Source organism: Micromonospora lupini (genome assembly GCF_026342015.1).
In the GTDB taxonomy this organism is placed as follows: Bacteria; Actinomycetota; Actinomycetes; order Mycobacteriales; family Micromonosporaceae; genus Micromonospora; species Micromonospora lupini_B.
Genome location: NZ_JAPENL010000002.1, coordinates 736,472 through 755,420, shown reverse-complemented (window position 1 = coordinate 755,420; position 18,949 = coordinate 736,472). Strand labels below are relative to the sequence as shown.

Sequence of the window (18,949 nt, the reverse complement as noted above, 5' to 3'; positions counted from 1 at the left end):
CATGTCGCACCCCGAGATCCGGCCCCGCCGCCTGCGCCGCACCCCGGCGATCCGCCGGCTGGTGTCCGAGACCCGGGTCGACCCGGCCGAGCTGGTCGTGCCGATGTTCGTCAAGGAGGGGCTTACCGAGCCTCGGGCCATCGGGTCGCTCCCGGGGGTGCTTCAGCACTCCCGGGACTCCCTGCGCAAGGCGGCCACCGAGGCGGTCCAGGCCGGCGTGGGCGGGATCATGCTCTTCGGGGTGCCCGAGCGGCGTGACCCGACCGGGTCCGGCGGCATCGACCCGAACGGCATCCTGAACGTCGCCATCCGCGACGTGGTGTCCGAGGTGGGCGACAGCACTGTCGTGATGAGCGACCTGTGCCTGGACGAGTTCACCTCGCACGGGCACTGTGGCGTGCTCACCCCCGACGGTGCGGTGGACAACGACGCCACCCTGGCCGCGTACGCCGAGATGGCGGTGGCCCAGGCTGCCGCCGGGGTCCACATGGTCGGGCCGTCCGGGATGATGGACGGCCAGGTCGGTGTGGTCCGCCGGGCGCTCGACGCCGTCGGCCACCAGGACGTGGCGGTGCTGGCGTACGCGGTGAAGTACGCCTCCGCCTTCTACGGGCCGTTCCGCGAGGCGGTGGAGTCGGCGCTGGAGGGCGACCGGCGCACCTACCAGCAGGATCCGGCCAACCTGCGGGAGTCGCTGCGCGAGGTCGAGCTCGACGTCGCCGAGGGCGCCGACCTGGTGATGGTCAAGCCGGCGCTGCCCTACCTCGACGTGGTGTCGGCGGTGCGGGCCGCGGTGGACGTCCCGGTCGCCGCCTATCAGGTCTCCGGGGAGTACGCCACCGTCGAGGCGGCCGCCGCGAACGGCTGGATCGACCGGGAGCGGGTCATGCTGGAGACGCTCACCTCGATCAAGCGGGCCGGCGCACAGATCATCCTCACCTACTGGGCGGTCGAGGCCGCCGGTCTGCTCCGCCAGCGCTACTGACCGACTCGGCGCGTACCGCCGGGGTGGTCACCTCGTCGGTGCCCGCGACGGCGGCCGGCAGTCGCCGGCTGGTCAGCCAGGCGAACGCCAACAGCACGGCCGACACCGCCAGCGCGAGCCGGGTGGCCTGCGCCAGTTCCGGCGCGAGGCCGAGCCGGCTCGCCGGGTCGAGCCGGTTGGCGGCCGTGATGCCCCCGCCGCCCAGGTTGGGGGCGAGCCGGTCCGCCAGCCAGGACAGGGCGGCGGCGATCAGCGCGGTGCCGGCCGCGACCGAGGTGTGCGACACGGTGGTGAGCAGCGTGGAGCCGGACGGCAGGTCGTTGGGCGGAAGCGACCGGCTGGCCGCGGTCATCGTCGGCATCAGCGTCGCGCCCATGCCCAAGCCGATGACCGCGCCCAGCGTGGCCAGCAACGGGTACGACGTGTCGGCGTCGAGCACCAGCACCCGGGCCACCGTGCCGGCCACCGCGGTGGCGATGCCGAGCCCCACGACCCGCCGCGCCGAGACGTGGTCGACGAGCCGGGTCGCGACCTGAAGCATCAGTCCGGTGGTCAGCGCCTGCGGAATGCCGATCACCCCGGCCAGGGTTGCCGAGTCACCGCGTACCACCTGCACATAGGCCGGGATGATCAGGAACGAGCCGAAGTATCCGGCGGCGAAGAACGCCACAGTCGCGGCGCCGGGAGCCATTCCCGGGGCGCGCAGCACGGCCAGGTTCAGCAGCGGCTGTCGTATCCGGCCGGCCCGCCAGGCGAACGTGACCACCAGCATGGCGCCGAGCGCGAGGGGCAGCAGCACGGACGCGGTGACGACCCCGCCCCGCTCGCCGGTGACGCTGAGCCCGTACACCGCAAGCGCCAGGCCGGGACAGAGCAGCAGCAGCCCGACGACGTCCAGCCGGACCGGTGTCCGTCGCGGGTCGGCGACGGGCAGCACCGACCGGCCGAGCAGCACCGCCAACAGCCCCACCGGCAGGTTGATCCAGAAGATCCACCGCCAGGACGCGTGATCGAGCAGCAGTCCACCAAGCACCGGCCCGATCAGGGGCCCGACCAGCACCGGAAGGCCGAGCAGGCTCATCATCCGTCCGCGTCGCCCGGGCGGCACCGCGGCGAGCGCGACGGCCATCCCGACCGGGTTGAGCAGCCCGCCACCCAGCCCCTGGAGCACCCGGAACGCGATAAGCGACTCGACGTTCCAGGCGGCACCCGCCAGCACGGAGCCGGCGGTGAACAGCAGCAGCGCGGTCAGGTAGGTGCGGCGGGCACCGAAGCGGCCGATCGCCCACGCGGCGGCGGGCATCACCGCGACCAGGGCGAGCGCGTAGCCGCTGGTGACCCAGCCGATCGTGGTGAGGTTGGTGTCGAGGTCGTCGACCAGCTTCGGAAGGGCCACCACGGTGACCGTGGTGTCGATCACCGCGAGCAGGCCACCCAGGGTCAGGTACCAGCCGAGCCGTCGCGCGGACGCGTCCATGTCGCGGCTCAGGGCTGGACCCGGCGGGCGGCGCGCAGCGCCTCGGCCCACCAGGCCAGCTCGCTCAGCGTGGCGTCGGCGGCCTGCCGCAGCGGCTCGTCGTCGACAAGCCGACCGGTGTCGTCGAGCCGCTCCCAGGGTGCCCGGAGCACCACCCCGGAGCGGGTCGTGGCGGCCTGCACCTCGGCGAAGACCAGCCGGAGCTGCTCGACAGCGCGGATGCCGCCGGAACCGGCGCCGTACGACACGAAGGCCACCGGCTTGCGTGCCCACTCCCGGTAGTGCCAGTCGATGGCGTTCTTCAGGGCGGCCGGGAAGCTGTGGTTGTACTCGGGTGTCACCACCACGAACGCGTCGGCGGCGGCCAACCGGGCACTGATCGGGCTTGCCGCGTTGCCCCCGGGAGGGGTGTCGGCGAAGGGCAGCGGCACGTCGGCGAGGTCGACGAGGTCCAGGTCGAGGTCCGCGCGGCGACCGGCGTGGGCGACGAACCAGTCGGCGATCGATCGGCCCACCCGAGGTTGACGGACGCTCCCGACGAGCACGGCGACGGTCGGCGGTGCGGTGTCCTCTTGCGTAGTCATGTCTTGGACGCTAGGACTTGAAGTAATGGTGAAGTCAATGGCGGCGGGGGAGTGGCGATGGGCACGTTGACGGTCGGCGAGGTGGCCCGGGAGAGCGGGGTCAGCGGCTCCGCCGTGCGGTTCTACGAGCGGCAGGGCCTGATCTCGGCTGCCCGCACCGGCGGCAACCAGCGGCGCTTCGACGCGGACGCGGCCTGCCGGATCAGGGTGGCGCGAGTGGCCCAGCGCATCGGCCTGACCGTCAACGACATCCGCGACCTGCTCGCGGCCCTGCCACCCGACCCCGAGCTGACCGACTGGGAGGGTCTGCACGATCGGCTGATCGCCGAGGCCGAGCGGCGCATCCGCGATCTGCACGCGGCACTCGACGACATCCGCTCCGGCCGCCGCCTCTGCGACCTCTGACCCCGCCCAATCCGCAAGCCGTCGCCGCCGTCGCCCGCGCCGCCCGCCCCCGTGCCCGCGCCGGACGGTCAGGGCAACTGCCCCGGCTTGTCGACTATCGCCATCCGCGTGACGGCGGTGCTCGTGTAGAGCGACTCCTTGCCGTCGCGTACCAGGACATCGCGGTCGCCGAGGTAGGCGTGGGTCTCCCGGTCGAAGATCAGGTCGATGTGGGCACCGATCACGCCCGGCGTCCGCAGCGCCACGCCCCGCCGGCCGGCGGCGTCCCGAATCTCACCGGGCAGCACGGTGGCACCGGGCACCCGGGCCATCGCCTGGAACAGCGCGCCGCGTGACTGGGGCGGCACGTAACCTCCGAGCATCCACTTCCCGTCCCCGAAGATCGTCGTGGGGTCGTTCCTGATGGCCTCCAGGTCCGCGCCGGCCGGCAGGTCCAGGATGACTGGGTGATCCCGCAGGTACTGGGCCATCTGCTCCGGCTCGGTGGGTAGGCCCTGGTAGTAGCCGGGCGGCGGGGACAGGTCCGAGACGTCGTCGGTCCGCCACTCGTCGGGGCGGCTCTCCAGCCGTCGCCGCTGCTGCCAGGACGTGCCGTCGCCGACCGGCACCCAACGCTGGAGCCGCTCCTCGACGTACGGGCCGGACACCGGTCGCTCCCGGTAGGTCAGTCGCATCTCGACGAACAGGAACTGGCCGGGGCGGGCCACCAGGTCGGGCTGCTGGCGGGCCGACTCCGCGGCCTCGGTCAGGATCTCGGCCGCGCTCGCCGTCGGTGGGGCGTCGCCGAGCGTCTGGGCCAGCAGCCCGCCGATGGTGAGCAGGGCGACCAGCCCACCGACGCCGGCCAGCCGCCAGCCCGGTGCGCGCCACCGTGCGCTCCGGCGGGTGGTACGGGCCGGAGGCGCGATCGACGCCGCGTCGGCGGTCCGAGTGGTGATGTGTTCCCGCAGCTCGGTGAGGAGTCGTTCCTCGAAGGTGCCCAGTGGCTTCTCGGTGTGGGTCATGGCGCTCATTCCTCCGGTCAGACCAGCGCGGATTCGGACGTGGCGAGCGCGAGGCGTACCGCCCGGCGGGCCCGGTGCACCCGGACCCGGGCCGCCACCGGGGAGATCCCGAGCGCGCCGGCCGCCTCGGTCAGGGACAGGCCGTCGACGGCGACGAGTTCCAGCAGGGCTCGCGTGTGCTCCGGCAGGCCGTCGAGGGCCCGGTAGGTGCGGCGGGCAAGCGACTCCGCGTCGATGCGCTCCTCGATCCGGGCGATGTCGTCGGCTTCCAACAGCCGTCGACCCGCCACGCGACCACTGGCCCGTAGGAGTCGGGTCGCCCGGCGGTGTTCGGCCGCGATGACGTTGCGGGCCACCCCGAAGAGCCAGGCCCGTTCGTTACCGCGCTCGGGCCGGTAACCGGCTGCGGAGTCGATCACCGCCAGGAACACCTCGGCCGTGAGGTCCGCGGCGGTGTGTGGATCGTCGACGCGGCGGGCGACGAACCGACCGATCGTCTCGACGTGCCGACGGTAGAACCGCTCGAACGCCGCTGGATCCGTACCGATGGCGGTCAGGTCGTCCCCGCCGGGGCTCGGGCTGTTCACGGGCCGTCCTCTCGTTGGCCGTCCTTACACCCCTTCATTGGCTCGGCAGCGAAGCGGCGTTACATCCGCGAGCGTCGCCGGTGCTGTCCGAGCGTGAACGGAGAGCGGCCCGCCGCCCGGGGAGAAACCCGGACGGCGGGCCGCTGACGGCGCCTGCGGATCAGTCGTCGTTGGTGATCGTGCCGACCGCCAGCGGGTCGGCCAGCCGCAGGCCGGGTACGCCGGCCACCAACAGCGTCAACCTCTCGTCCGCTTCCCGCTTCCGGTCGCCGCGCACGGTCACCGGGAACGCCACCGACGTCTGGCCTGCGGCCAACACCCGGCAACCGGCGTACGCGTCGAAGTCCGAGCCTGCCTGCGCCGTGAGCCCGACTGTTGCGGCGCAGAGCAGCACCGGCTGGGACGACGGCCGCGACACGGTCGCCGTGAAGGTGAGCTGCCGGGTGCCCTGGTCGCCCTCGACCACAGTGGTGTCGGCGACCGTCAACGACGCCCGGGACCGGAACCTCGCCACCTGCGGGTCGTGGTCGCTGGAGCCCCGCGACCCGTCACCGGTGAACTCCGCCGGCCAGTCGGCGTTGATGTGCGCCGCCCGCACCTGCACCAGGTCGCCGTAGAGCGCGTCGTTGACGAACAGGTGGTCGAGCGTCTGCGCCTGCCCCTCGAAGCTGTACGAGTAGGCCGACGCCGGCACCTGGGCGACGAGGGTGTCCCACAGGTTGTGCAGTCCGGCCTCGTAGAGCGGGGCGAGCTGGTCCGACGGCGTCGGCTGAGCGGCGGTGGCGATGGGATCGTCCGGGCGGGGGAAGACGTTCAGGTCCCCGCCGTAGACCACCCGGGCGCTCTGGTCGGCCGCCTCGATCGCGGTGACGATCGCCGCGCCGTACGCCGCCTGCTCCCGCCGCTGCCCGATCCGGCCGTCCGGCCCGGAGGAGTAGTGGTTGCTCAGCGCATACAGCGTGAACCGCTCGGTCGAGCCGGGCGCCGCGGCCACAGTGAATTTGCCCAACTGGGGGGCGCGGGTGAAGACGTTGTTCCCGTCCCTGCCTGTCGACGTGTCCACGTCGGCCGGCAACACCGCGTTGAGGGCCTTCGGGTTCTGCACGTCGGCGTTGCCGGGCAGCCCTGCCGCGCGGTACTGGACCGTCGGCGCGGAGCCCAGCAGCGGGTCGTCAGCCGTCGCCGCCGCCACCGACAGCCTGTCGGTGCGGTACAGGAACGCGGCGGTGATACCGCGGGCGTCCGCGCCGGTCCGGTCGTAGGCGGCGGCGTACGCCGGCCCGCCGGCCGCCGCCACCGCGAGCGCCAAATCCTGGATGCTGTCCGGAGCGCCGTCTGCGTTGTTGGTGTCACCGCAGGCCAGCGCCGTCCCGGAGATCGTGCAGATGTCCTGGTCCTCGGCCTCCTGCACCAGGATCAGATCGGGCGCGTGCAGATCGGAGACGATCTGGTCGGCGAGCGACGTCAGGTGCTCGCGGTAGTCCGCCTCGCTGCTCGGCACGTAGTCGAACGGCGGGTCGACGCCCGGGCAGCCGGCGTTACCTGTGAAGTCGCAGCCGTCGAACGGGTCGTCGCGGTAGTCGTACAGGTTCTCCACGTTGTACGTGGCGACCGCGACCTCCTGGGAACGGTCGGCCGGCTTCGGCGGGTTGTTCTTCGACGGGTCGGCCCCGGCGTCGAACTCGGCCCGCTCGACCTGCACGCCGTATTTCTCGAAGGAGTAGTAGACGCCGCCCACCGCGTCCGCGCGCAGCGTGTCGAAGGTGTGGGCCGGCGGGAGCAGCGCCGTGCTGTCTCTGGCAGTGCCCTTCACGCCCATGCTGCCGAGCAGCACGCGCTGACCGTTGCCGTCGTCGAAGCGCCGTGTCGGGTCGTTGTCCAGCGGGTGCGAGTCCCGGAAGACCCGCCTGGCGTACGGGTCGGCGCGGTCCCGCAACGGATCGTCCCGGTCGACGACCCACAGCTCCGCGTCCGCAGTGGACGAGAAGACGTCGCGACCGCTCACCGCACCGCTGCCCGCGCGTACGCGCAGGCGGGCGCCCTCGTGCCGCTCCCAGAAACGCTGCGCGTCGGTCAGCTCGACCGGCGGCACCGCGTCGGTCACCGTGACAGTCGTGTCCACGTCCAGGCCGGTGGCGATCCGGCGGACCAGCGACGCGCCGGAGAGCTGGGTGAAGGTGTAGTACTCCGACACCCGGGCCCGGAGCACCACCTCGTCGCCGACAGTCGGCACGTAGCCGCCGATCAGCGACGTGAACGCGCCCATGAACACGAAGATGCCGTCGGAGCTGGTCGGGTCACCGTCGGTGTCACCGCTGCGGCTCTGCAGGAAGAACCCGTTCTGCTCCGCACCGGCCGACGTACGGGCCAGCGTCAACTGGGTGATCACGCCACGGACGTCGTACAGCGTGCTGCTCGTGCCGTTGCCGCTCGCCGGTGCGAGCGGCGACCGGTCGGCGGGGCCGGACTCGGCGTCGGTGGTCGGGCCCTGCACCTCGCCGACTGTCAGCTCCCGGGTCACCTGCACGGCCAGCACGCAGCTTGCGGTGCCGCCGCCCGCGTCGGTCGCGGTCACGGTGACTGTGTACGCCCCGGCGGTGAGGTCGGCGCTCGCGCCGATGGTGGCGCGGGCGGTGCCACCCACCTGCTCGGCAGGGGTGAGGGCGGTACGGGTGATCGAGCCGGAGGTGGGGCTCGGACTGACCGCGGTCACCGCCAGGTCGACGATCGTGTCGTCGGGGTCGGTGGCGGACACCTCGCGGCTCGCTGCCGTTCCGGAGGCGGTGACCAGCGGTCCGCCGCAGGTAAGCGTGGCCGGCACGTCGGTCGGGCCACCGCCGTCCACGGTGTGCGAGCCGAGCCCGTCGAAGGTGTCGACCGGGAGACCGGCCCACTGCGCGGCGGGGTCGAACGCGTCCGTCGGGTCGGTGTCGCCCGCCGTCACCGAGGGCAGCCGGCGCAGCGTGTTGTCGGCAGTGCTGGTCGCGCCGGCGCCCCACTCGGCGCCCGGGTCGACGCCCACCTGGCCGATCGAGTCGAGCACTGTGGCGCCCCGGCGCAGCACTATCGCGTCGTCGCCGTTGAACAGGCTCGCCCCGGTGGTCTGGTCGGCCTGGGCGAGGATGGCCGCCCCGGCCGACGCGCTGGCGAACACGAACACGTCCCCGGCGGCCACGTTCCCGGCCAGCGCGACGGTGGTCGCCGTGGTGGCGCCGTTGAAGTAGAGCTGGAGCTGGTAGCCGCCCGCGGTGAGGTCGACGGCGGCGCCGGTGCCGTTGAACAGCTCGATCGCCTTGTTGTTCGACGAGCCTTCGACGTACTCCGAGATGAACAGGTCGGTGGGCGCGGCGCTGGCCGCGGTGGGTGTGACGCCGAGGGCCGTGACGGTCACTGCGGCGGTGGCGATCGCGAGCGCTGCTGTCGTGCGGCGCGGGCGCATAGGGCCTCCACGATGGGTGGATGGGAGTCAACGCACGTTAAGGTGCCTAACCGTCCATCGTCCATCCCCCACCGGACAGTTTCGTGAACTTCCTCAACGGGGCTGGTCGATGCGGTGCACCAGCTCCGCGACATCGACGCTGTATTCGCACCAGTCCCGGTCGGGCCGGTAGCCCAGCTCAGCGTTGACCTTGAGCATCGCCTCGTTGGCCTGGGCGTTCCAGGTCTGCACCTCGGCCAGCTCCGGCTCGGCGGAGCGCAGCTCCAGCAGCATCCGCGCCTTGATCGCCCGGTCGATGCCGTAACCCCGGTGGTCCTGCGCGACGATCGTGTCGTACTGGTCCGCGCGGGTCGGGTGCTGTGCCGGCACCACGACCTCGGTCAGGCCGGCAACCTCGCCACTCTGCTCGTGCCGGGCCAGCACGATGTACGGCTTCATGCCCCGCCGGTGCAGGGTGTCCAGGCTGTCCCGCAGCCGCTCCGGGTCGTACGAGCTGGGACGCAACTCGCCGTCGTCGACGTCGCGCACCTCGGCCTTGGCCCGCGCGTACGACTCGATCAGGTCGTCCGGTGGCCCACCGGGGTAGAACTCCAGGTGGTAACCCGCGCCGATCCCGCCGGCCATCTCGGTCAGCTCGACCCAGTCCACCGAGGTCAGATCGAGCACGCTGCGCGTCTCCACGTACTCCCGGGTGAAGCCGAGCGACTCGTAGAAGCCCACCGCCGGCGTGTCGCCGACCACCTCGACCCCGATCGACTGGAAACCCTCCTGGTAGACGCGGCGGGCGGCGCGCAGCACCAGCTCACGGCCGAGACCGTTGCGTCGTACGGAGGGGTGCACCAGCACCTCGAGCACCCCGATGTCGCCGAGGAGCAGGACGTGGACCTGCCCGAGAACGGTGCCGGTCTCGCCCGGATCGCCCGGCTCGGCCTGGGCGAGCCAGGAGATCCGCCGCTCACCGGGCATGACCTCACCGAGATACTCCCGCAGGGAGGTGTCCCGCCACGGCGGGTCCTGCGGCAGGTCGGCAGCCAGCACCGCGTTCAGCGCGGTCAGCAGCGACGCGATCTCGGCGGACGAGGCGGTCCTGGGGTCCCACTCGCGCACCATCACTCGTCTAGCTTGCCGCTAACGGCTGCTCGGGGGAAGTGTCCAGTTCTCCAATGTACGCGGACGATCACATCACGCGACTGGCCCGTCCGTACCGGTCAGCGGTGTCGTAGACGGCCTGGGCGTACCGGCGCACATCGTTGTACGACAGGATCGCGTTCCACCAGTCGCCCGGGATGCTGAGGTTGCGGCCGCCCTTGCACAGGTAGTTGCCGGCCGCCAGGGCGGCGTCGTCCAGGTCGTGCGGGTCCTTGACGCCGTCGTTGTCCGCGTCCGCGCCGATCTCCTGCCAGGTCGTCGGGATGAACTGCATCGGCCCGATCGCGCGGTCGAATGTGCTGTCCTTGTCGAGGAGCCCGTGGTCGGTGTCGATGATCCGCATCCGGCCACCGTTCCCGTCCAGCGGCAGCCCGATGATCTGGGGCAGTGCCTTGCCGTCCGACCCCAACCGTGCGCCGTTGGCCGAGCCGTGCCCGGACTCGACCTGGCCGATCGCGGCCAACGTCGTCCAGCTCAACGCGCAGCTGCGGTTGGTCTGGGCGAGCATCAGCTCGGCGTACCCGTACGCCTGCACCGCGGCGGCGGGGATGTTGACCTTGGCTCCGACCTGTTGCGCCCACGCGGCCAGGGAGTCCGATGGACGACCGCCGCCCGTCGGCCCGACCGCCGGCCCGGTCGGCATGCCACCGCTCGGGAACGCTCCGGTGGGAAGCGGCGCGGTCGGCATCGGCCCGGTGGGCAGAGGGCCGGTGGGCTGCGGGTCGAGCGGCACCGCCGGCGGCAGGGCCACGGTCGGTGCGGCCGTGACGTCGGCCGCCGCCGGTCGGGACCCGCGGATGGTCGCCGGGACGAGCAACGCCCCCGCCGCGGCGGTCGCGGCCACCAGTACCAGGAGGAAGACCCCCGGGACCGTGAGCCGACCGCTGGGTCGGCGGGCCCAGGCGCGGGTCGCCCGGGTGGCGGTAACCGCGGCCTGACGTGGCGGTGGCAGACGTACGGCGTGCGCGAACGGCACGCGCCGCCGGCGGCCACGCTCGGGCGTCGGCACCACGGCGACACCGTCCACCCTGGTCGCCGTCAGGTCGCTGCCGGTGGCGCCCGCCGCGATCGTGGCCGTCGGGTCGTCGCCCTTCGGCCCGGCGGGTTTCGCGTCGTCGGTCGTCGCGGTCGCGCCCGCCGCGATCGTGGCTGTCGCGGCGTCGCCCTTCGGCCCGGCGGTCTTCGCGTCGTCGGCCTTCGCGGTCTCGCCCTCGGCGTCGTCGCGCTTCGGGCTCCCGGCCTTCGCGTCGTCGGCTGCCGCGTCGACGCTGCCAGCTCTGGCGTCGTCGGCTGCCGCGTCGACGCTGCCCGCTTTGGCGTCGTCGGCTGCCGCGTCGACGCTGCCAGCTTTGGCGTCATCGGCGTCCACGGCTGCGGCGTCCGCGGCTGCGGCGTCCGCGGCGGTCGGGGCGTCGGCGGCGGCGTCGGTTGGGGCGGTCGGTGCGGCGGCTGTGGTGTCCGAAGAGGTCTTCGCCGCGGCGAGGTCGCCGGTGGCGGTGTCTCCCGGCTGGTCACCGGTCGCGGCGTCGACGCTCGGCGGGACGGTCGCCGGCGTGGTCACGGGCGGCGTGGGGGTCCTGGTCTTCGCGTCGGTCGTGCCGCCGCCGAGCCAGGGTCGGCGGGGGCGGGGCACGGCTGCGGGCACCGGATCCGGCGCGGCGCCCGACTCGGCCAGCGGCCCGTCCAGCGGCGCGGCCGGCCGAAGCGGTTGCACACGCGTCTTGTCCTCGCCGTCCACCACCCGTCGAGTATCACTCATCTCCCCGGGGAGCGTCAGGCCCACGTACCCTGGGCGTCATGCCCCGATACGAGTTCCGCTGCCGCGCCTGCGGCGACACTTTCGAGGTCAACCGTCCGATGGCGGAGGCCGGCGCGTCGGCCACCTGCCCGCAGGGCCATGTCGACACGGTCAAGCTGCTCTCGGCGGTGTCGGTCACCGGTCGGGGCGCCGGTGGCGCGCAAGCTCCCACTGGTGGCGGCTGCTGCGGTGGCGCCTGCGGCTGCTGAGCCGGGCGTAGCGGCGGCCGGCTGGTGGACCGGCCTTGCCGGGAGCGGGTTCGAGTGGCACCTTGAGGCGGCACGTGCCCGGCCGTTCTCACGATGCGTGACCGCTCGGAGTCAGGCAGCATGAACCCGACGTTACGGGCGGAGGTTCCACGCATGTCGCCACGGATCCAGCTCCCGAGCGGTTGGGTGACCTTCGTGTTCACCGACATCGAGGGCTCGACCCGGCTGGCCCAACTGCTCGGCGCGGACTACCGCCCGGTGCTCGCCGAGCACCGCCGGTTGCTGCGCCGCACCCTGGCCGCCACCGGTGGCGCGGAGCTGCTGACCGAGGGCGACTCGTTCTTCCTGGCCTTCGACGACGCGGCGGCGGCCCTGACCGCCTGCCTGACCGCCCAGCGGGCGTTGGCGAGCCACGACTGGCCCACCACCGAAGCCGCGCCCCGGGTGCGGATGGGCCTGCACACCGGCTACGCCGAGCCCCGCGACGGGGAGTACGCCAGCCCCGAGGTGCACCGGGCCGCCCGGGTGGCGGCTGCCGCGCACGGCGGGCAGGTGCTCTGTTCGGCGTCCACGGTTCGCCGGGCCGATCCGTTGCCCCCGGGCGCCACCCTGCTGGACCTGGGCCTGCACCGGCTGCGGGGCTTCGACGATCGGGAGCGGCTGTTCCAACTGGTCGCGCCCGGCCTGGAGCGACAGTTCCCCCGCCCCCGCACCGCCGACGCGGTGGCGCACAACCTGCCGACCCAGGTGACCTCGTTCGTCGGACGGCAGGTCGAGCGCGCCGAGCTGGGCCGGTTGGTGGAGCAGCACCGGCTGGTCACCGTGCTGGGCGCGGGCGGCGCGGGGAAGACCCGGCTCGCGGTGGAGTTGGCCGGTGGCGTGGTCGAGGCGTACCCCGACGGGGTCTGGTTCGTCGACATCGCCGCGGTGACCGACCCGGGGTTGGTGGCGTTCGCCATCGCCGCGGTGCTCGGGCTGCGGCCCGAGCCGGGCCGTCCGATGCTTGACACCCTCGTCGAGTACGCGGCCGCCCGCCGGATGCTTGTCGTGCTGGACACCTGCGACACGCAACCGGCCGCCTGTGGCGAGGTCATCTCACGGCTGCTCTCCGGCGGGGGCGGCGTGCGGGTGCTGGCGACGAGTCGGGAGTTGTTCAGCCTGCCCGGTGAGGTGGTGTGGCGGATCCCGCCGCTCTCGGTCGATCCCCGCCCGGACGGCGTGGAGAGCGACGCGGTCGCGCTGTTGCTGGACCGCACCGCCGCGGCCCGGGGGGGTCGGCGGCCCGACCCGTCCGAGTCGGCCGACCTGCGCCGGGTGGTGCAGCGGCTGGACGGGCTGCCCCTCGCCATCGAGTTGGCGGCCGCCCGGCTGCGGGTGCTCTCCGTGGGTCAGCTTGCCGAGCGGTTGGACGACGTCCTCGGCACGCTTGACGCCGGCCGGGAGGATCCGGATCCGCCGCCTGTGGAGCGGGGCTGGTCCGGCAACCAGCAGGACACCGTGGACCTGGTGGCCGCGGCGATCGGGACACCGCCGCCCACCCCGGCGAGCAGGGCCGTGCAGCGCTCGGCCACCGAACGGCACCTGACCATGCAGGCGACCGTCACCTGGTCGTACCGCACGTTGGGGCCGCGGGCCGCGCGGCTGCTGCGCTGGTTGGCGGTCTTCGCGGGGCCGGTGGACCTGCCGACGGTGGAGTGGCTGCTGGGCGACGATCCGCTGGATCCACTGTCGGTGCTTGTGGACAAGTCGATGGTGCTTGCCGAGCCGCGGGCCGCCGGCAGTTCGTACCGGATGCTCGACCCGATCCGGGCGTACGCGGCGCGGCGGCTGGCCGAGGCGGGTGAGGAGCAGGCGGCCCGGGACCGGCACGTGGCCTGGTCGGCACACGCGTTGGAGCGGGCTCACCTGGGCCCGGACGGCCGGCCCGTGACGTTGTCGCTCTACACCCTCGACCCGCTGGCCGACGAGCTGCGGGCCGCGCTGCGGTGGTGCGCCACCGGCGGCAGCGCCCGTGCCGGTCTCCGCCTGGCCGGTGGGCTGGACCAGTGGTGGCGTGAGCGCGGCCTGGCCCGGGAGGGTCGGCTCTGGCTGTTCCGGCTGTACGGGCGGATCGCCGAGACCGGCGAGCGGATCCCGGACGCGGAGCTGGCGGCGGCGTACCACATGCATTCGCTGCACGCCGGGGCCGACGGCGAGTTCGCGGAGGAGCTGCGCTACTCGCAGCGGGCGGAGGCGGCCGCCCGACAGGCTGGTGACGCCGGGCTGCTGGCCCGGGTGCTCGCCGGCCGGGCCGCGCCGTTGGTGGACATGGGTCAGTTCTTCGAGGCCGAGCGGGTCTGCCGGGAGGTCATCGACTGGGCGCACGGGCAGGACGTGGTCGGCGAGGCGCTGTTCGCGGTGTTCAGCCTGGCCGAGCTGCTGTGGCGGCGCGGCGCGCTGGACGAGGCGGCGGAGCTGCTGGGCGCGGCGCGTCCGGTGGAGGCCGCCCGGCCGATCGAGCGGGGCCGGCGTTCGGTGGACATGCTGCTCGGAATGGTCGCACTGGCGCGGGGCGATGTGATCGCCGCGCACGAGCACCTGCTGGTGGCGCTGCGCTCGCGGATGGGTCACGGCTACCACGGCCGGGCCTGCGACACGCTCAACGCGATAGCTGTGCGCTGCGCTCTCGGTGGGGACCGGTTGACCGCCGCGCGGCTGTTCGGGGCGGCGCAGGCCACCCGGGCGAGCATGCGTGCGACGCCGGGCATCTACGGCGGTTACTGGGCCGAACAGCAGGCGGAGCTGCGGTCGACGGCGGGTGACGCGGCGTTCGACGACGCGTACGGGGAGGGCGCCGAGATGGGCCTGGACGAGGCCGTCGCGGTGGCGCTCGACGTGGAACACCCGGACCTGGCGGCGGATTCGACTCGCTTCAGCACCGACCTGTCCCCCCACACAGGACCCCCGGCCCACCCCGCAACCCGAACCGAACGCGCCTAACCCCCCCCCGGGCCTCCCGGCCCCCCTCGCCCCCCTTGGTGATCAAGAGGTTTGCGTCAGAATCCGCGCTTCCGCTGACGCAAACCTCTTGATCACCGCGGGTGGGGTGGGGTGGGGTGGGGTGGGGGGTTAGTTGAGGGCGGCGTGGCGTTCGGCTTCGGCCTTCATGCGGGCGGCTCGGTCGATGTCGGCCTGTTGGACCGCCGCCACCGAACCGAAGATGTGGACCGCCTGGTAGTACGTCCAGGCCAGGCTGTAGCAGGCCGGGCGGACGACCGCGTTGTACGTGACGCAGACCCGCTTCAGGTCGGCGTAGAAGGCGTTGTCCAGGCGGGCCTTGTTGTCGGAGAACTGGCCGACCGCCTTGTAGTTGCGGTAGCCGAAGTCGTGCCGGTAGCAGCCCAGGTTGAAGGTGAACCCGAGCGGATTGTCCGGGCTGGACGAGCAGTAGTCGGTGGACCAGTTGAAGGCGTACTCGGCCCAGGGTGCCCGGTTGACGCGGGCGCTGTTCCACGAGTTGTAGCTGGACGCGCTGGTCTGGGTCCAGCTCGACAGCACGGACAGCTTCTCTGCGGGGGTGACGGCGGCGGCGGGGGAGGCGACGGTGAGGGTGGCGAGCAGCGCGAGCGCGCCCGAGGCGAACAGGGTGGCGAGACGTCGGGGCACGGGTGACCTCCGCGGGGGTGAGCGGTGGGACGGAAGTTACCGGCGGGTTACCGGATGTCGATAAGTTTCGATCAAGGGGTCGACCAGCGGGAATGCACCTCGCCAACTATTGGTGACATCCGTCGAAACAGGCGAATGCCCCGGGCGTGCGGAACGCCCGGGGCACTCGGATGCGCGGGTCAGCGCCTGACGAACGCCGGTGGGCTGGCCGGGCTCTCGTTGGCGGTACGGTCCAGCGCGGTCACCTGGTAGGTGTAGCGCCGGCCGGGCTCGGCCGATGTGTCCACCCAGGACTGGGCGCCGCCGGGGGTGGCCCGGACGGTGTCGACCAGGTGCGTGGCGTCCGCGGTGGCGCACCGCCCGGGCAGCGTGGTGCCGTCGAACCGGTAGATCGCGTACGACGTGGCCGTGCCCAGCGGGCCCACGCCGTCGGCGGGCTGGCGCCAGGTCAGCCGTACTCCGTCGGCCTGTCGGGCCGCCTTGGTGACCACCGGGAGGAGCAGCGGCTTGGCCGGCAGGTGCGGCATGGCCGGCACGAGGGCGGGGCGGGAGTAGTGCTCGGCCGCGTAGATGTCGGTGGCGCCGAGCCGGTTGGCCCGCACCTGGACGGCCGAGAAGTGCACGTTGCCCTGCACCTCGGGGTACGACCTGTTGAGCGTCAGGTGGTCGGACAGCTCACGCGGGTTCTGCCAGTACGGCCCGTACGCGGGATCGCCGCTCTTGTAGTCGGCCTGGCCGATGTAGAGCTGGACACGGGTGCCGCGTACGGTCTCGGCCCACCACGGGACCAGCCGCGCGTAGTCGGCCGCCGGGTACTGGCCGATGTACCAGTAGAGCTGCGGCACCACGTAGTCGATCCACTCCTGCTTGATCCACTTACGGGTGTCGGCGGAGATGATGTCGTACGACTGGCTGCCTGTGGTGTCCGAGCCGAGCGGGTCGACCGTCTTGTTGCGCCAGATGCCGAACGGGCTGACACCGAACTTCACCCACGGCTTCGCCGCCTTGATCCTGCCGTTCATCTCCTGGATCAGCAGGTTGATGTTGTCCCGCCGCCAGTCCGCCCGGTCCGTGAAGCCCCGGTTGTACGCCGCGAAGGTGGCGTCGTCGGGCACCTGCCAGGTGCCGCTGGGGTAGGGGTAGAAGTAGTCGTCGAAGTGCACGCCGTCGATGTCGTACCGCTGGACCGCGTCCATCATCGCGGTCTGGACGAACTCGCGGACCTCGGGGATGCCGGGGTTGTAGTAGAGCCGGCTGCCGGCCACGCCGGCCGGCGGGTAGGCGAAGGTCCAGTCCGGGTGCTGCCGGGCCGGGTGGCCGGGAGCGAGCTGGCCGGGGTCGGCGCCGGCGCCGCCGGGGGCCGGCATGGAGACGCGGTACGGGTTGAACCAGGCGTGGAACTCCAGGTTGCGTTTGTGCGACTCGTCGACGAGGAAGGCCAGCGGGTCCCAGCCCGGGTCCTGGCCGCGCACGCCGGTCAGGTACTCCGACCACGGCTCGTACGGCGAGGGCCAGAGCGCGTCGGCGGTGGGCCGGACCTGTACCACGACGGCGTTGTGGTGCAGGCGTTCGGCGAGGTCGAGCAGTTCCCGGTATTCGGCCTGCTGGGCGGCCACCCGGTCCGGGCTGGTCTGGGATGCCTTGCTGGGCCAGTCGATGTTGACCACCGACGAGATCCACATTGCCCGGAACTGTCGTTTCGGCATGGCGGGGTCGGTGACGCAGGTGGTGGTGGCGGCATCGGTCGCGGCGCTCGCGGGATTGGCGGGGGCGGCGGCGACAAGCGTGCCGAGCAGGGCTGCGACCAGCCCTGCCGCTCCGAGTCGAGGTGCCTTCATGCGGTGTGTCCCTTCGGTGGGGCTCCCGGTGCGCAGGGGCGACAGGATTCGGCAAGATTCGCCGCTGCCTATCTGCGCCTAGAAGGAAATTTTCATACTCCGGGTCCTCACCGCAAGGTCTCGCCACACATCGGTGCGAGCGTCGGTTACCGGGCCGAACGTCTGATTGCGTCCCGTGACCGGTCTCGTACGCCTCGTTATCGCGCCAGCGTGATTGGCGGAACCCGCCGCTGGGTAGCAACCCCGATCGCCGGCCGCCGCGGTGGCGGCCGCACGGTGGGGAGGGGTGAGCGCATGTCCGTGCTGCGAACCAAACCAATCAAGGACGTCATAGCCCAGGGCGACGCCGACGGCAGCGACGGCCGGCTCGGGCTCAAGCGGCGGCTCGGCGCCATCGACCTCACCGGCTTCGGCATCGGCATCGTGATCGGCACCGGCATCTTCACGCTCACCGGGATCGAGGCCCGCGACAGCGCCGGTCCGGGCGTCGTGATCTCCTTCGCGATCGCCGGCGTGGTCGCCCTGCTCGCCGCCCTCTGCTACGCCGAGCTGGCCTCCAGCGTGCCGACGGCCGGCAGCGCCTACACCTACGCGTACGCAACGATGGGCGAGATCGTCGCCTGGATCATCGGATGGGACCTGCTGCTGGAGTTCGCGCTCGGCGCGGCGGTGGTGGCCCGCGGCTGGTCCGGCTACCTCGCCGAGCTGCTCGACCTGCCGACCCGCTGGTTCGGTGAGGAGGGCAGCACCGTCAACATCGGCGCGATCGCGATCGTGCTGATCCTGGGCATCGTGGGGATCATCGGCATCCGGGAGTCCGCCCGGGTCACCAACCTGCTGGTGCTGGTCAAGGTGGCGATCTGCGTGTTCGTGGTGGTCGCCGGCCTGTTCTTCGTCAAGGCGGCCAACCTCAGCCCGTTCATCCCGGCGGCCGAGCCCGCCGGCAGCGGTGACGACGGCATCAAGCAGCCTGTCACGCAGGCGCTCTTCGGGTTGGAGCCGTCGGTCTTCGGCTTCGTCGGGGTGCTCAGCGCCGCCGCGGTGGTCTTCTTCGCGTACACCGGTTTCGAGGCCGTGGCCAACCTGGGCGAGGAGACGCGCAAGCCCAAGCGGGACCTCACGCTGGGTCTGCTCGGCACGTTGCTGATCTCCACAGTGCTCTACATCGGCGTCTCCCTGGTGGTCGTCGGCATGGTGCCGTACACCGAGATCGACCGGGGCGCTCCCATCGCGTCGGCGTTCGAGTCGGTGGGCGCCGGCTGGGCGGCCACGCTCGTCTCCATCGCCGCCGTCGCCGGCCTGACAAGCGTCATCCTGGTCGACCTGGTGGCGATGGGCCGGATCGGCTTCGCCATCGCCCGGGACGGCCTGATCCCGCCCGCGATCGCTGCCGTGCACCCGCGCTGGGGCACCCCGTACCGGATCTCGGCGATCATGACGGTGGCGGTCGCGCTGCTGGCCGGCTTCCTGCCGCTCTCCGCGCTTGCCGATCTGGTAAGCATCGGCGCGCTCTGCGCGTTCGTGCTGGTGTCGATCGCGGTGCCGATCCTGCGCCGCAAGCGCCCGGACCTGGAGCGGCCGTTCCGGGTGCCGTTCTCGCCGGTGCTGCCGGTCGTCTCGGCCCTTGCCTGCTTCTACCTGATGCTCAACCTGTCGGTGGAGACCTGGCTGCGGTTCCTGGCCTGGATGCTGCTCGGCGGGATCATCTACTTCGGCTACGGCTACCGCCGCAACCGGCTGGCCCAGCACGAACCGGCGGTCGCCCCGGCGCCGCGTGAGCCGAGCGCCTGAACGACGTGCGGAGGGGCCGAGCGCCCCTCCGCACGCTC

General features: G+C 72.5%; 14 protein-coding genes. 5 read left to right on the top strand and 9 right to left on the bottom strand.

The features are described from left to right. The first annotated feature begins 1 nt into the window (after nt 1). Nucleotides 2-985: a porphobilinogen synthase gene (hemB, locus tag OOJ91_RS18365; RefSeq protein ID WP_266246532.1), complete on the top strand. Its 984-nt coding sequence runs from the start codon at nt 2-4 to the stop codon at nt 983-985. On the opposite strand, the gene OOJ91_RS18360 is transcribed toward hemB, so the two are convergent. Both OOJ91_RS18360 and OOJ91_RS18355 read right to left on the bottom strand, forming a co-directional pair. Then, on the bottom strand, nt 936-2,462 hold the full coding sequence (locus OOJ91_RS18360) for a DHA2 family efflux MFS transporter permease subunit (RefSeq protein ID WP_266246530.1): 1,527 nt from the start codon (nt 2,460-2,462) through the stop codon (nt 936-938). The two genes, hemB and OOJ91_RS18360, sit on opposite strands and share 50 nt — an antisense overlap. 8 nt (nt 2,463-2,470) lie before the next feature. After that, nucleotides 2,471-3,046, bottom strand: a complete 576-nt coding sequence (locus OOJ91_RS18355) for an NADPH-dependent FMN reductase (protein WP_266246528.1) — start codon at nt 3,044-3,046, stop codon at nt 2,471-2,473. Nucleotides 3,047-3,103: 57 nt separating this feature from the next. Here OOJ91_RS18355 and OOJ91_RS18350 point away from each other — a divergent pair, with 57 nt between their 5' ends. Beyond that, the gene (locus tag OOJ91_RS18350; RefSeq protein WP_266246526.1) at nt 3,104-3,451 is read left to right on the top strand and encodes a MerR family transcriptional regulator; all 348 of its coding nucleotides are present in this window, start codon (nt 3,104-3,106) and stop codon (nt 3,449-3,451) included. A 68-nt stretch (nt 3,452-3,519) separates the two neighbouring features. On the opposite strand, the gene OOJ91_RS18345 is transcribed toward OOJ91_RS18350, so the two are convergent. The 5 genes from OOJ91_RS18345 to OOJ91_RS18325 form a co-directional block, all read right to left on the bottom strand. Continuing rightward, nucleotides 3,520-4,455 carry a CU044_5270 family protein gene (locus OOJ91_RS18345; RefSeq protein ID WP_266246524.1) on the bottom strand — a complete coding sequence of 312 codons (936 nt, stop codon included), beginning with the start codon at nt 4,453-4,455 and terminating at the stop codon, nt 3,520-3,522. A gap of 17 nt (nt 4,456-4,472) precedes the next feature. Further along, nucleotides 4,473-5,042: an RNA polymerase sigma factor gene (locus OOJ91_RS18340; protein WP_266246523.1), complete on the bottom strand. Its 570-nt coding sequence runs from the start codon at nt 5,040-5,042 to the stop codon at nt 4,473-4,475. A gap of 160 nt (nt 5,043-5,202) precedes the next feature. After that, nucleotides 5,203-8,481 carry a lamin tail domain-containing protein gene (locus tag OOJ91_RS18335; RefSeq protein ID WP_266246521.1) on the bottom strand — a complete coding sequence of 1,093 codons (3,279 nt, stop codon included), beginning with the start codon at nt 8,479-8,481 and terminating at the stop codon, nt 5,203-5,205. Between the two features lie 93 nt (nt 8,482-8,574). Next, nucleotides 8,575-9,591: a GNAT family N-acetyltransferase gene (locus tag OOJ91_RS18330; RefSeq protein ID WP_266249754.1), complete on the bottom strand. Its 1,017-nt coding sequence runs from the start codon at nt 9,589-9,591 to the stop codon at nt 8,575-8,577. A gap of 67 nt (nt 9,592-9,658) precedes the next feature. After that, a complete protein-coding gene (locus OOJ91_RS18325) occupies nt 9,659-11,389 on the bottom strand; it encodes a lytic murein transglycosylase (protein ID WP_439117076.1) in 1,731 nt (576 codons plus the stop codon). A 38-nt stretch (nt 11,390-11,427) separates the two neighbouring features. Here OOJ91_RS18325 and OOJ91_RS18320 point away from each other — a divergent pair, with 38 nt between their 5' ends. After that, nucleotides 11,428-11,637 (top strand): FmdB family zinc ribbon protein, encoded by a 210-nt coding sequence (locus tag OOJ91_RS18320; RefSeq protein ID WP_266246519.1) that lies wholly within the window; start codon nt 11,428-11,430, stop codon nt 11,635-11,637. Nucleotides 11,638-11,790: 153 nt separating this feature from the next. Then, entirely contained in the window at nt 11,791-14,616 is a 2,826-nt protein-coding gene (locus OOJ91_RS18315) for an ATP-binding protein (protein ID WP_266246517.1), read from the top strand. A gap of 129 nt (nt 14,617-14,745) precedes the next feature. Here OOJ91_RS18315 and OOJ91_RS18310 read toward each other — a convergent pair whose 3' ends face one another. Together OOJ91_RS18310 and OOJ91_RS18305 are read right to left on the bottom strand one after the other, a co-directional pair. Continuing rightward, entirely contained in the window at nt 14,746-15,282 is a 537-nt protein-coding gene (locus OOJ91_RS18310) for a phospholipase (protein ID WP_266246515.1), read from the bottom strand. Nucleotides 15,283-15,461: 179 nt separating this feature from the next. After that, complete coding sequence (locus OOJ91_RS18305) at nt 15,462-17,120, bottom strand: glycoside hydrolase family 10 protein (RefSeq protein WP_266246514.1); 1,659 nt, start codon at nt 17,118-17,120, stop codon at nt 15,462-15,464. A gap of 294 nt (nt 17,121-17,414) precedes the next feature. Here OOJ91_RS18305 and OOJ91_RS18300 point away from each other — a divergent pair, with 294 nt between their 5' ends. Next, a complete protein-coding gene (locus tag OOJ91_RS18300; protein WP_266246513.1) occupies nt 17,415-18,911 on the top strand; it encodes an amino acid permease in 1,497 nt (498 codons plus the stop codon). Nucleotides 18,912-18,949 lie beyond the last annotated feature (38 nt).